The following is a 14,090-nucleotide window of genomic DNA, read 5'->3' on the forward strand; positions in this document are numbered from 1 at the left end:
CTTATCCTCTTGCACGGCCAGGAGTTTTCCCCACTGCAGAGATGGTTTCCTCGTGGACAGCCGGAGATACTCACCACCCGGCCTAAGCTGACTTCCGCAGGACGAAATACAGGCAGTGATACGTCACCTTGATCTTGTCTCCTTCCCGAAAATCCGTCTCGTAAATATTAATGAGCTCTTTGATGAGGGATGGGTTTTTATGGATATATTCTTTATTGCTGTTATTGGCTCCTATCTTCCTCACAGATGTAAAAAAATCTTTCACGGAGTCGAAATAAATGTACTCGAATTCCTCGACGCATTTCATTTCACGGTAGGGACGGACGAGGGGCTCGCAAATCTTTTGTAATTCATCGAGGGTGTAAAACCGCTGTCCCGGCCGCGCATGCCCTTCCAGCTTAAGATTTTGCATCGCTTTAGTGTAAGCCTGATGAAGCTCGGAGAATGTCTGAGAACCGAAAGTCGAGAAACACATCGTCCCCTTATCTGTGAGTGAGGAGAAAAGCTTTTCGAGCGTCTTCTGAGTGTCGTTAAACCACTGGAAAGAGGCGTTTGAGGCGATGAGATCGTATTTTTCACCGAGGATCATTTCCTCGGCGTCGGCGCATATGAATTTTATTCTTCGCCCGCTGAATTTTCTTTTCGCCAGGTCTATCATTCCGGGGGCGATATCCACGGCCGTGACTCTTACATCTGGGAAGCGCTCGAGCAGGAGCTCCGTGAGATACCCTGTCCCCGAGCCTACGTCCAGGATCGCGCTTGGCGTGTCTATCTCCGCCGGATTCGCCAGTCCTGCGAATTCCATGAGGGTTGAAGCCATTTTTTTCTGGACGTGGGCGTACAGGTCGTAATTCCCGGCGTTTGCGCTGAAGTGGAGTCTCACGAGGTGCTTGTCGGGCATGGCGTCCGTTTGCTCGAAGCGCGAGGCGCGGTCGGGCGAACGGGTTCAATCCTACCTGCACCTTGAACACTCGACAAATGCGGATGATTTAGTGCGGAAGGGCGGGCAGCGCTGCGCAGGCCCTTCCGCGGGGGTATGGGCGTTCTCCTTATTTCAGATCGCTGATCGAGGCGCCGAAGTTGATGTGGTACGTCTGCCCGTTCATTACGAGGGCCGGGACGGACTTCACGCCCGCCGCTTCCGCTTCGGGGATCCTCCCTTTTTCCTGACCGAGGTGCACGACCTCGACCTCGTATTTCTTCGGGTCTAGAGCCTCGGCGACTCCCCTCTCGGCGCTCACGCATACGGGACAGCCGGCGTGGTAGAACACTGCTTTGCTCATGGCTATTACCTCCGTTAGACATTTGTTTCGACTCGATACTATTATGCTCTGACCCGGATATATTGTCAAGCTGGTTTCGATTCGATACAATATTGGCATGGACGAGGGCGGCAGAATCGCTACACTCATCGAGCGCCTGGGGAATTTATTGAGGGCGGAGGAGAGGTCGGGAGGGGCGGGGCTCCTGCCCGTGCACGCGCAGATGCTTTCCTATCTCTCGGTCTGTAACAGGTACAGCGACACGCCCGCGGCCGTGACGGAGTTCGTCGGCGCGACGAAAGGGACGTCGTCCCAGAGCATAGCCGTCCTCGAAAAGAAGGGTTACCTGCGCAAGCGCCCTGACAATAAAGACGGCAGGGTCGTACACCTGGACCTCACCGCGAAGGGCAGGCGGTTCGTCGAAAACAATTTTCCTCCGCCCGTGTTCGGCGCTGCGGTCAATGAAATGAAGCCCACCGAAAGGGAGTCACTCTCGCGCCTGCTGACGGGTTTGCTCACGGCGCTCCAGAGAGGGAACAAGGGACGCACGTTCGGCGTCTGCCGCACCTGCCGGTACTTCAGGAAGGACGCCCTACCGGGCTCTCACCAGTGCGGGCTCACGCTCGAGCCTCTCTCCGACGACGACAGCATGAGGATATGCCGCGAGCACGAGATCGCGGTGTGAGGGGAGCCAAAGGCAGTATTTTCTGTCGTCGAGAGGAAGCAGATTTCCTGAATTTATTTCAGCATCTCGCTTTTTCTTTCATTCCCTCCTTAGAAAAAGGAGGGCGAGGGAGGATTTAGTATTTGCCGTTCCTAAAAACGGTTCTAAGAGAGCGAAAGAACCGGTCGCCCTCCGCTAATTATAAATATATGCCTCATTATACGCTGCATTAGCAACACAAGCCAAAAAAAACGGGAATCACATTCCAACCTGTCATTGCGAGCGCAGCGAAGCGGAGCGCGGCAATCTCATGCAGAATACGAGATCCTGAATGTTCTTGGTTCTTCAAGGAATGACCGTGGAACAGTTGTATCTTTGCATTCAGTATATGGCGTCCGATTCCTCGCTCGCTCGAAATCGTAGTTCAGGATGACTGAAAAAACAGATTTCTCCCGATGGTCGAAATGACAATGATGGTTGACTGGCTTCCACGAATAGCATTCCTGTTGTGTCAGTGTACCCCACTCCCGAATCCAAACTTCCCGCAGCCGCATCATAATTAATCCAATGACGAATTGTTCACGGCCCATATTGTCGGGTATAATTACAAGCTTTTTGCGTAACAGGTAAGTTATTATTAATATTGTATAAATTATCCGACAGATTGAGAGGGACCGAGATATGAAGGTGAGCATAGAGAATTTGAGCGGCACCGAGAGAAAGGTGGACGTCGTAATACCCGTCGAGGTCGTGAAAGAGAAACGGGACGAGGTCTTCAGCGAGATAAGGAAGAACGCAAAGATAAAGGGGTTCCGCCCGGGGAAGGCGCCCGTTAACGTCATCGAATCCGTATACAGGAAGGAGATACTGGGCGAGACCGCGACGAGGCTCGTCACCGAGTCCCTCGAAGAGGCGCTCAAGGAGGTTTCCGCGCACCCGATAAGCAGGCCGCAGATAAACCCGCCCGACCTCTTCGAAACCGACAAGGACTTCCACTACTCGGCCGTGTTCGAAGTGCTCCCGGTTTTCGAGCTCGCGGAATACAAGGGCCTCCCTCTCAAGAAGGAGACACACGAGGTCAGGGAAGAGGACGTCGAGCACACGATAGAACACCTGATCGAGCACAGGGCGGAGGTGAAGCCCTACGAAGAGGAAAAGGCGGTCGAGAAGGGCGACGTCGCGATAGTCGACTTCGAGGGGTTTCTCGACGGCGAGCCCGTGAAGGACTTGAAGCGATCCGGTCTCCAGTTCCTCGTAGGGCACGACAGACTGATACCGGAATTTGAAGAAAACGTCATAGGAATGAAGAAGGGGGAGACGAAGGAGTTCGACGTCAGCTACGGAGAGGACTTCCAGGTAAAGGAAGCGGCCGGGAAGGCGGTGCATTACAAGTTCAGCGTAAAAGACGTGCTCAAAAGAACGCTCCCCGAGCTCGACGACGAGCTGGCTAAAGAGGTCGGCATGGAAAACGTTGCCGAGCTCAAGGAACGGGTAAGAGAGGATCTGAAAAAACAGTCGGAGCAGCAGTCGCAGGGCGCCCTCAGACAGCAGGTGGTGGACGCGCTGGTCGACAGGAACACCGTCGACGCCCCGCCCAGCCTCGTCAACGAGGAGGTCGCGAGGCTCGCGCGGAACATGATACAGAGCCTCCGCCAGCGAGGCCTAAAGATTGAGACCCTCGACGACGCCTCCAAAGCGGCTCTCGCCGAGCGCGCGCTCAGGAACGTGAAGACCTCCATCATACTCGCCGAGATACGCAAGAAAGAGGACATAAAAGTCGCCGACGAGGACATCGACAGGAGCCTTTCGGGCATCGCCGCCACCTATAACATGCCCGTTCAGCAGGTGCGGGAAGTGTACCGCCAGAACGACCTGCTGGAAGGACTCGAGGCGAGCCTCGCCGAGCAAAAAGTCATTGATTTCATTATAGAAAACGCGACGATCGAAGAGGTTCCGGGGGAGCCTGTTCTCGTTGACAATAAATAGGAGAATCAGTATACTCAACACTAATGTCCAGCTATGTGCCTATTGTAATTGAACAGACCAGCAGGGGCGAGAGGGCATATGACATTTTTTCCCGATTACTCAAAGACAGGATAGTGTTCATCGGGTCGGTGATCAACGATCCGGTCGCTGACACGGTGATAGCGCAGCTATTGTTTCTCGAGTCGGAGAACCCGGAGAAGGACATCTTCGTTTACGTCAATTCGCCCGGGGGAAACGTCACTTCGGGGCTCGCTATCTACGACACGATGCAGTACATAAAGCCCGACGTCGCCACCATGTGCATCGGGCAGGCTGCCAGCATGGCGGCCGTGCTGCTCGCTGCGGGGACGAAGGGCAAGAGGTACGCTCTCCCTCACGCGCGCGTCATGCTCCACCAGGTTCTGGGGGGCGTCGAGGGACAGGCGACCGACATAGAGATACACGCGAAGGAGATTCTGAGGATAAGAGAAGAGCTCAACCGTATTCTGGCGAAGCATACGAACCAGCCTATCGACAGGATATCGAAGGACACGGAGCGGGATTTTTTCCTCCGGCCAAATGACGCCTTAGAATACGGTATCGTTGATGCTATAATTTCTAAGAGAGAGGAGGCGGCCAAGTGACTTCGAGACGCGATGCCAAAGAAGGTAAACTGTACTGCTCTTTCTGCGGGAAGAGCCAGAAGGAAGTCAGGAAACTCATTGCGGGACCTACCGTATATATATGTAATGAGTGCATAGAGCTCTGTAACGAGATTATCGCCGACGAAGACGCCAAGGAAGGCGTGCTCAAAAAGCGGTATTCGTCGCTGCCCACCCCGTCACAGATAAAGAAGTTCCTGGACGAATACGTAATCGGGCAGGAAAGGGCGAAAAAGATATTGTCTGTGGCGGTTTACAACCATTACAAGAGAGTCGATCTGAACGCGTACAACGGCGGCAAGAGGAATTCCGACGTCGAGGTGCAGAAGAGCAATATCCTTATGATAGGGCCCACGGGGAGCGGGAAGACGCTTCTGGCCCAGACCTTGGCGAGGCTCCTCGACGTTCCGTTCACGATAGTCGACGCCACCTGCTACACCGAGGCGGGCTACGTCGGAGAGGACGTCGAGAACATGATAGTGAGCCTGCTCCAGGCAGCAGATTACGACCTTGAAAGGGCTTCCAAGGGTATTATATATATAGATGAGATAGACAAGCTCGCGAGAAAGACCGGGGACAGCCCCTCCATAACGAGGGACGTTTCCGGGGAAGGCGTGCAGCAGGCCCTTCTCAAGATCATGGAAGGGACGAAAGCGAACGTGCCGCCCAAGGGCGGTAGGAAGCACCCCCAGCAGGAGTTCCTGCAGGTGGATACGACGAACATTCTATTTATCTGCGGCGGGGCTTTCTGCGGGCTTGAAGACATAGTGAAACAAAGGATCGGGGAGAAGTCGATCGGATTCGAGGCTAACCTCGGAAGGGCGAAGGAGAAGGACCTTGGGGCGCTGCTCAGGGAAGTGCAGCCCGAGGACCAGATACAATTCGGGCTCATCCCGGAATTCGTGGGCAGGATACCCGTCGTCGCCACTCTCGAGGAGTTGAGCGAAGAGTCCTTCGTCGAGATTCTCACGAAACCGAAGAACGCGATTATAAAGCAGTTTCAGAAGCTGATGGAGCTCGAAGGTGTCGAGCTTGAGGTCACTGACGGCGCACTCGCCGCAATCGCCCGCGAGGCTATCTCGAGGAAAACGGGCGCGAGGGGGCTGAGGGCGATCATAGAGACCGTGATGCTCGACATATCTTACGAGGTTCCGTCGCTCAAAGGGCTAAGGCGCTGTGTTATCACGGAGGATTTGATCAACGGGAAGGGCGACCCACTCTTCATTTACGAAGAAGAGGCGCGCCTGGGAACGTAGGATGTGAATCCGGATAGTCAAGGAGGCAAGCCATGCCGATGTTTTTCAAAAACGAAGAGGGAAAGGGGCAAATGGAAACAATACCGCTATTACCGCTAAGAGACGTAGTTATATTTCCGTACATGGTCGCGCCGCTGTTCGTGGGGCGCGAGAAATCGATCCGCGCGCTCGAAGAGGCAATGAAGAAATCGAAAGAGATCTTCTTAGTCGCGCAGAGGGACGCGAAGACTAACGATCCTCAGGAGACCGACATATACGACATAGGGACGATCGGCACGATAGTCCAGATGCTCAGGCTCCCTGACGGCACCGTGAAGGTGCTGGTCGAGGGCAAGAAGAGGGCGAGGGTGATGAATTACCTCCCCAACAAGGGCTACTTCCTCGTCGAGGTCGAGGTCATACCGGAGCCACAGGAAGTTGGCGTCGAGACCGAGGCCCTCATAAGGACACTCGTCACGGCATTCGAGAATTACGTAAAGCTCAATAAGAAAATTCCGTCCGAGGTGCTTGTCACGGTTTCCTCGATAGAGGACGCGGGCAGGCTTTCGGACACCATCTCCTCGCACCTCGGGTTCAAGCTCGAGGACAAGCAGGAGATACTTGAAACGCTCGACCCGGCCGAGAGGCTCGAGAAGCTCTACGAGAAGATTCAGGCAGAGGTCGAGATACTCCAGATCGAGAAGAAGATACGGTCGAGAGTGAAGAAGCAGATGGAGAAGGCCCAGAAGGAGTACTACCTTACTGAGCAGATGAGGGCCATCCAGAAGGAGCTCGGCGAAAAGGACGACCTCAAGTCGGAGATTCAGGAATTCGAGGAGAGGCTAAAGAAGAAGACCATGCCCGAAGAGGCCGAGCAGAAGGTCAAGAAAGAGATAAAGAAGCTGAAACAGATGTCCCCGATGTCTGCCGAGGCCACGGTCGTAAGGAACTACATAGACTGGCTCCTCTCTATACCTTGGGGCGAGGAGAGGACAGAAGACAGGATTGACATAGACGAGGCGCAGAAGATACTCGACGAAGACCACTTCGGGTTAGAGAAGCCAAAGGAGAGGATCCTCGAATACCTGGCGGTGCAGGCCCTTACGAGCAAGATAAAGGGGCCGATACTATGCTTCGTCGGACCTCCCGGAGTCGGCAAGACCTCTCTCGCGAAGTCCATCGCACGCTCCATGGGCAGGAAGTTCGTGAGGGTGTCGTTAGGCGGCGTAAGGGACGAAGCCGAGATAAGGGGCCACAGGCGTACTTACATCGGCGCTCTCCCCGGCAAGATAATACAGGGAATAAGAAAGGCGGGAACCACAAACCCTGTGTTCCTGCTCGACGAAATAGACAAGCTCGGAATGGACTTCAGGGGAGACCCGGCGTCTGCGCTTTTGGAAGCGCTCGACCCGGAGCAGAACGTCTCCTTCAACGACCATTACATCGAGGTCGATTACGATCTGTCTAACGTAATGTTCATAACGACGGCTAACGTGCTTCACACGATACCGTGGGCGCTCCAGGACAGGATGGAGATCATCCGCATCTCGGGGTACACCGAGGACGAGAAGCTCGAGATAGCGAAGAAGTTCCTCGTGCCTAAGCAGTTAGAGGCGCACGGGATAAAGGAAGAAAATTTGAAGCTCTCGGACTCCGCGATCCTGACCGTTATAAGGCGCTATACGAGGGAAGCCGGAGTGAGGACTCTCGAGAGGGAGCTCGCCTCGCTCTGCAGGAAGGCCGCGAGGGACATCGTGAAGAAAGGGCCCGATCATGTAGTGAAGATCACGCCCAACATGATAACGACCCAGAAGTACCTGGGCATCCCCAAGTACAAGTACGGCGAGATAGAGGAGAAGCCGCAGGTGGGCATCTCCACCGGGCTCGCGTGGACGGAAGTCGGCGGAGAGCTTCTGACGATCGAAGTATCCGTCGTGCCGGGCAAGGGCAACTTCACCGTTACCGGAAAGCTGGGCGAGGTCATGCAGGAATCGACGCAGGCCGCCATGAGCTACGTGAGATCGAGGGCCGAGAGGCTCGGGCTCGAGCGTAACTTCCATCAGAAGGTGGACATACACATCCACGTTCCGGAAGGCGCGACGCCCAAGGACGGGCCTTCGGCGGGCATAGCTATCGCCACGGCGATCGTTTCCGCGCTCATCAAGAAGCCGGTCAAGCACGACGTCGCTATGACCGGGGAGATAACCCTCAGAGGCAGAGTCCTCCCGATAGGCGGGCTCAAGGAGAAGATCCTCGCCGCCCACAGGGGCAAGGTCAAGACGGTAATCATCCCGCAGGAGAACGAGAAGGACTTGAAGGACATCCGCGAGAACATACTAAAGGACGTCAAGATCAAGCTAGTCGACCACATGGACGAGGTCCTCGAAGCCGCGATCGTGTCTGACGGCCCTGTAGTACAGAGCGTCGTCATACCTCCGGCGGCACTGCCGATGGGCGAAGAGCTCGGAACCAACGTAAATTAAGATATAAAAAGTATAAGAAGGTCATGAAGAAGGGGCGGTTAGAAATAACCGCCCTTTTTTTTGGTTCTTATTTTGTCATTGCGAGCGAAGCGCGGCAATCTCATCCTTTCTCTGTATTCCCCTCTCCCACGCTGGGGAGAGGGAAGTTTAATAGTTGGAGAATAGGCTCTATGCCATGTGGACAAACGGGTAAAATTCAGTTATATATTTCTCCCTTACGGGCGCCAAGACACATAGTGTCGTTTACGTTTGTGGGGTAGTCTTCTTCTGTTAGGGGAAGGGGACGACAGGGGGTGCGGACGGGTAGTAATTCGGGACCCGGGAATATCTGAAATACTCGAATTCGGAGTGGGCGGTTAGCTCAGCATGGGAGAGCGCCTGCCTTACAAGCAGGATGTCATAGGTTCAAATCCTTTACCGCCCACCACTCCAAGCTAACTTGCGGGGACGTAGTTCAGCCCGGTTAGAACGCTGGCCTGTCAAGCCAGAGGTCGCGGGTTCAAGTCCCGTCGTCCCCGCCAGTTCTTTTCCTCAATATTAATCGAAAAGCGCGCTTATCCTTCACTTTCGACAAATTTCCCCTTTACTTCTCAATTAATGAATAATCTTGTATTATTTGTTCAATATTCCGCGTAGCGCGAGTTGAATCAAGTACGGCTGACCGCACACGTGGAAGGAGGGGGATATGATCGGCAAAGCCATGGACGCGGCGGTCAAACCGGCCGCAAGATTCTTCGAGAGAAATTACATGGGCGCCCTGGGCGTGAACCGTACGATGACGCTCGCGAGGGCGTATAACAGCCTCAGGTACGGAAAAAACCAGAAAATCAGAGTGAGTCAGTACCGCGAGAACTTTCCGCGGCTGATAGAAGAGAACGGAAAACCGGTCACGCCCGTGATCGAGATGAAAGACGGCTGGTTCATCGATACATCCGGGAAGCTGCCTTATCTCGATGAGCTTCTGAGAGAAGGGGGCGAGATAATAGACGAGAAGGGCGGCGAGAAGCAGCCGAAGCACATGGTTTTCAGGAGACCTTTTTTCCAGGATATATTTTCAGACGATTACTTCTCGAGGTTCCCTTCCATACTCAATTTCGCCACCTCATCCGACGTGTTTTCGGCCGTATGCAATTATCTCGGTTTCATACCCACGCTTTCTTATTCAAAACCCATGGGCGTGAGGCTGATTGAGTCCTGGAACAAGTTTGATGAGAATCCCGACGCTCCGCCGAGGGAGAGCCAGCTCTTTCACCTCGACTATCACGACAATCCGATGGTCTACGTTATAGTCACTCTGAGAGAGGTCACGATGGAGAGGGGGCCTTTCTGTTTCCTGCCCAAATCCGTTTCCGAAAAGGCGGTGAAGGGGCTCGGTGATTACCATACGAAAAAGGGCGGGCATCGCGTCACGGACGACAGGATATACTCGGTCGTCCCCGAGAGCGAATTGATAAAGCTGTGCTATCCCGCGGGGACTGTGCTCTTCATCGACAGCAGCGCGTGCTTTCACTACGGGAGCCGCAACGCGGTGAAGCCGCGGCACCTGATGATGTTCGCGTATGTCTCCACCTGGAGGACCGATTTCGGTGACATCGTGCTCAGGAACATGAGGTACCCGGTTAAAAAAGAAGATTCTCAGCTGAGGCGGATGATCCTGGACAAGGAATATGTGTGAAACAATACTGAGTGTGTGAGGAAGGAGCGACTGTGAAGAAACTGTCAATTGCATATACCCCTGACAGCGACGACGTGTTCAACTTCTACGCGTGGGAGCAAGGGCACGTTAAACTCGGTGTCGGCGGATACGAGCCGGTTTTTCATCGGAACCATATCATCGACCTGAACTACGCAGCGGAGCAAGGGCTCTATGACGTGGTCGCCGTCTCGTCTGTCTTCTACCCCAGGGTCGCGGATAGATATTGGATACTTTGCGTCGGGAACAGCGTTGGCAGGAATTTCGGTCCCGTGCTCGTTTCTAAGCGCTACAAGTCCGTAGAAGAGCTTCGAGGAAAAAGGGTCGGGGTAGGCGGACATCCGACGACGGGCAGCGGGCTTGCGCTTATGTACTGTCCGGGAATCGAGCTCGTGGAGATGCCGTTCGATTCGATAGTGGACGCGATCGTCAGCGGCGAAGCTGACGCGGGGGTAATGATCCACGAGGAGCTCATTCACTACCAGGAGCGGGGACTCGGCTGCGTGTGCGACCTTGGGGCCGCATGGTGTGAGGACACGGGGCTTCCTCTGCCTGTGGGGCTCAACCTCGTGAGCAAAGGGCTCGGCATGGAGCTCGCGCGCGATATAGCCGCAACATGCCAATCGTCGCTCCTCTGGGGATTCGAGAATTCCGGAGAGGTTTATTCTTACGCCAGTAAATTCGGAAGGGGCATGGCCAAAGAGCATATCGAGATGTTCAGAATCGAGGACTTCCTCCGCATTCCCGACGACGTCCGCGAGGCGATGAAAATAATGTTCGCACGCGTCGCGTCGATGGGACTCGGGCCGAGTGTCGATTCCTTCGAGGTGGTCGAAGGCATTGATAATCCCGAACGGCTACTTGTAAGACGGGATAAACATGATGACCGGGCGGTAGGATAAACTCGACGTATGGGCATATACAGGATTTATAAGGGCGATGACGATAGGTCTCATATCGAAGGACTTTCATCGGACGATCCGTTCTGGGAATCGGTCAAAACCACTTCGACTATGTTTTTAAAGGAATTCCCGCCGGGCACTTTCCTCGACTGGCATCCCGCCCCACGGAGACAGATCGTCATCATACTGTCCGGCAGGCTCGAGCACGGGTTCCGCGACGGGAGCAGGCGTACGTTCGGCCCGGGGGACGTGAGGGTGCTCGTGGATACGACGGGCGATGGCCATACGACCCGCGTGCTGGGGGATGAGACGGTGCTTGTCGCGGTTGTGCCACTGGCCGACGATGATAAATCCGGCTAGGGTGTTTGAGGAGCGGGAAATGAGAGAACGATGCCTAGGAACTATGACATCGCCATTTGAAACCTGGTTTCGTTGTAAACAACGGGGGTAGATCACATGCTTGAAAAATATATAGATACGGCGATATCGCCTATAGCAAGGGTGCTGCAATACGATTACGTTGCAAAACCCATGAAACCGCTCGGCACGAACAACACGATGAAGATCGCGCGCGCATACAACCGCCTCGTCTATGGAAGGTACTATGAATTCAGGAAGGACCAGTACCTACGTCATTTCGATGAGCTGACCCGCGAGAACGGCGCGCCTGTTCTCCTGATGAACGAGATTAAGGACGGCTGGGCGCTCGACACATCCGGGACGCTCCCTCACCTCAAGCAGCTCCTGCTCGACGCCGGAGAGATCATCAAGGAACGGGGAGGCGTAAAGCGCACCGATTTCGGAAGGCCCTGGTTCCAGGAGCTCCCGATCGACGATTTATTCGACAAGTATCCTTCTCTTCTAGACTTCGCGACGTCATCGGACGTGCTTTCGACCGTCTGCAAGCACCTGGGTTTCATCCCCGTCCTCTCGGCCGCTGTCCCGCACGGCCTCAGGTTCAACGAATCCTGGGCCGCGCACGACGACGCCCCGCCCGGATACTTCAGAGGGAGCCAGCTCTTCCATATCGATTATCACGACAGCCCCATGGCTTATGTAATCGTGCTCCTGAACGATATAACGATGGAAAACGGGCCGTTCTGTTTTATGCCCGATTCGGTTTCGCAGAAGGTGACAAAGGCCGTGGGATACAGGAAGTGGAGGAAACCGCACAGGCTCTCCGACGATGAGGTTTACTCGGTCGTTCCCGAAAGCGAGCTGATAAAGGTGTGTTATCCCGCAGGGACGGTGTTGTTCTTCGACCCGAGCAGGTGTTTCCACTTCGGGAGCCGTAACGCGGTGAAGCCGCGCTATGCGCTCATGTATGCGTTCGTTTCTCCGTGCAGGACGGATTTCACGGAGGTGCTCCTCGACAGGAAATTGTATCCCGTCCGCGATAACGATTCCCGGCTCAGAAAAATGGTTCTCAGGAGAGAATATACCGGTTAACGCCGCATACCGTGTCTTGCCGCACTGCCGCCGAGACGGCGCATGGTGCAATGCGGGGGCACGACTCATTATTTAAATCAAGCTTGAAGAACGCCGGATTGCCGCCTGACATCCGTATAAATTCCGGAATATTATTGGACGGGATTCGGCAGCGCTGCGACAGGGATAACCGATGCTCGACGGAATAAAGATGGCTGCGAGATACGCCTGGGGACTGAATGGTTTCCTCCGGCATACGCTGACCCCGGCCGAGTGCAGGCACATGCTCGAAGATCGGTTGAAGTCGAGGGAACGGAATTTCCTGAGCATGGTCGAAAGGGGGATTTATTCGAACCCCAGGAGCCCCTACCTCAAGCTGCTCCGGCACGCAGGGGTCGATTACGGAGACTTCGCCGAGCTCGTAAGCCGGCACGGGGTCGAGGGCAGCCTCGAGCAGCTGTATGATCACGGCATATACGTGCGTCTCGACGAGTTCAAGAGACGCACCCCGGTTCGCAGACCAGGGCTCGAATTCGAAACGGGACCACACGATTTTGATAACCCGATACTGAGTAGGCATTACAGCTCGCGGACGAGCGGCTCGCGCGGAAATGTGACGCGCGTCATCATGGATCTCGACCTCCTCGAGCACGACGCCGCGTGCAATCATTTCATGCTCGAAGGATTCGGCGTAGGGGACGTGCCCATCGGCATCTGGCGGGAGGTGCCTCCCGTAACGACGGGGATGAACGTCGTGCTGCGGCTGACGAAACTGGGGAGGAAAGTGGATAAGTGGTTTTCCACGAGCAGGATATGGAGGGGTCCGAAATCGCTCCAGTTCCTATTCTTCACGTATTACACAGTGTGGGCGAGCAGGGTCTTGTCGAGGCCGCTGCCAGCGCCCGAATACGCGCCTCTCGAAGACGCCCTGGAAGTGGCGCGCTGGCTTGCATTGAAAAAAGCGGAAGGAGCGCCCGCGTTTTTCGACACGCAGGCGAGCTCGGGCGTGAAAGTCTGCATCGCGGCGGGTGAGGCAGGACTCGATATCTCGGGGACGTGCTTTTGTCTCGGCGGGGAGCCTTTTACCAAAGCCAAGGCCGGGGTGATAAACGGGACGGGGTGCCGGGCTATAAACCGTTACTCCATGGCCGAGCTGGGTAACGTAGGCATGGCCTGCCCCGCACCGTCCGATGTCGACGACAACCACCTTCTCACTGACAAAATCGCAGTGATCCAGCGCCGTAAAACCCTGGGCGAGGGCGACCTGAGCGTCGGTGCCCTCGTATATACAACCGTTCTCCCGAGCTGTCCCAAGCTCATGTTGAATGTGGAGAGCGACGACTACGGCTCTCTCCAGGTGAGGAGCTGCGGGTGCCCGTTCGGGGAGCTAGGGTTTACGACGCACCTTTCAGGCATACGCAGCTACGAGAAGCTGACGAGCGGCGGAGTGACATTTCTGGGGACCGAACTATTGAGACTCATCGAGGAGGTGCTGCCGGGGAGGTTCGGGGGGAATCCCACGGACTATCAGCTTGCGGAAGAAGAAGTGGGCGGACTCCCCAGGGTGAATATAGTCGTGAGTCCGAGGGTGGGCAGCGTGGATGAGGAAACAGTAATAAATACCGTGTACCGGGCCCTGCTGCCCTATCCCGGAGGCGACGTTATGTCCGAGCGGTGGCAGCAGGGACGAATGCTGCGCGTCGTCAGGAGGGAGCCTTATACGACGGCTTCCGCTAAAATACTCCCGCTCCACATACTCAAGGGAAATTGAGGCTCGCTAGAGAAAGCCCTATCCC

Annotated in this window: 12 protein-coding genes and 2 tRNA genes; 12 read left to right on the forward strand and 2 right to left on the reverse strand. The window is 55.2% G+C overall.

The genetic code is table 11. The annotated features are described in order from the left end of the window. Positions 1-82 precede the first annotated feature (82 nt). Both bioC and AB1598_04955 read right to left on the reverse strand, forming a co-directional pair. Entirely contained in the window at positions 83-901 is an 819-nt protein-coding gene (bioC, locus tag AB1598_04950) for a malonyl-ACP O-methyltransferase BioC (GenBank protein MEW6144349.1), read from the reverse strand. Between the two features lie 148 nt (positions 902-1,049). Next, positions 1,050-1,283, reverse strand: coding sequence for a thioredoxin family protein (locus tag AB1598_04955; GenBank protein MEW6144350.1), 234 nt, complete (start codon positions 1,281-1,283; stop codon positions 1,050-1,052). A gap of 97 nt (positions 1,284-1,380) precedes the next feature. Between AB1598_04955 and AB1598_04960 the strand changes: the two genes are divergently transcribed. The 12 genes from AB1598_04960 (at position 1,381) to AB1598_05015 (ending at position 14,065) form a co-directional block, all read left to right on the forward strand. Next, complete coding sequence (locus AB1598_04960) at positions 1,381-1,947, forward strand: MarR family winged helix-turn-helix transcriptional regulator (protein ID MEW6144351.1); 567 nt, start codon at positions 1,381-1,383, stop codon at positions 1,945-1,947. 660 nt (positions 1,948-2,607) lie between these two features. After that, the gene (gene tig / locus AB1598_04965) at positions 2,608-3,912 is read left to right on the forward strand and encodes a trigger factor (GenBank protein ID MEW6144352.1); all 1,305 of its coding nucleotides are present in this window, start codon (positions 2,608-2,610) and stop codon (positions 3,910-3,912) included. A gap of 23 nt (positions 3,913-3,935) precedes the next feature. Beyond that, complete coding sequence (gene clpP, locus AB1598_04970) at positions 3,936-4,535, forward strand: ATP-dependent Clp endopeptidase proteolytic subunit ClpP (protein ID MEW6144353.1); 600 nt, start codon at positions 3,936-3,938, stop codon at positions 4,533-4,535. Beyond that, positions 4,532-5,809 carry an ATP-dependent Clp protease ATP-binding subunit ClpX gene (clpX, locus tag AB1598_04975; protein MEW6144354.1) on the forward strand — a complete coding sequence of 426 codons (1,278 nt, stop codon included), beginning with the start codon at positions 4,532-4,534 and terminating at the stop codon, positions 5,807-5,809. The genes clpP and clpX overlap by 4 nt, the downstream gene beginning before the upstream one ends. A gap of 32 nt (positions 5,810-5,841) precedes the next feature. Beyond that, positions 5,842-8,271 carry an endopeptidase La gene (gene lon, locus AB1598_04980; GenBank protein MEW6144355.1) on the forward strand — a complete coding sequence of 810 codons (2,430 nt, stop codon included), beginning with the start codon at positions 5,842-5,844 and terminating at the stop codon, positions 8,269-8,271. A gap of 350 nt (positions 8,272-8,621) precedes the next feature. Beyond that, positions 8,622-8,698 (forward strand) — tRNA-Val (locus AB1598_04985). Between the two features lie 16 nt (positions 8,699-8,714). Beyond that, a tRNA-Asp gene (locus AB1598_04990) sits at positions 8,715-8,792 on the forward strand. A 164-nt stretch (positions 8,793-8,956) separates the two neighbouring features. Continuing rightward, positions 8,957-9,946, forward strand: coding sequence for a hypothetical protein (locus tag AB1598_04995; GenBank protein ID MEW6144356.1), 990 nt, complete (start codon positions 8,957-8,959; stop codon positions 9,944-9,946). 32 nt (positions 9,947-9,978) lie between these two features. Then, complete coding sequence (locus AB1598_05000) at positions 9,979-10,866, forward strand: MqnA/MqnD/SBP family protein (GenBank protein MEW6144357.1); 888 nt, start codon at positions 9,979-9,981, stop codon at positions 10,864-10,866. 9 nt (positions 10,867-10,875) lie between these two features. Further along, positions 10,876-11,226, forward strand: coding sequence for a hypothetical protein (locus AB1598_05005; protein MEW6144358.1), 351 nt, complete (start codon positions 10,876-10,878; stop codon positions 11,224-11,226). A 96-nt stretch (positions 11,227-11,322) separates the two neighbouring features. Next, the gene (locus AB1598_05010) at positions 11,323-12,315 is read left to right on the forward strand and encodes a phytanoyl-CoA dioxygenase family protein (GenBank protein ID MEW6144359.1); all 993 of its coding nucleotides are present in this window, start codon (positions 11,323-11,325) and stop codon (positions 12,313-12,315) included. 172 nt (positions 12,316-12,487) lie between these two features. Further along, entirely contained in the window at positions 12,488-14,065 is a 1,578-nt protein-coding gene (locus AB1598_05015; protein MEW6144360.1) for a hypothetical protein, read from the forward strand. Positions 14,066-14,090: the final 25 nt, after the last annotated feature.

It is taken from the genome of Thermodesulfobacteriota bacterium (genome assembly GCA_040754335.1).
Lineage (GTDB): Bacteria > Desulfobacterota_D > UBA1144 > Nemesobacterales > UBA2774 > 2-12-FULL-53-21.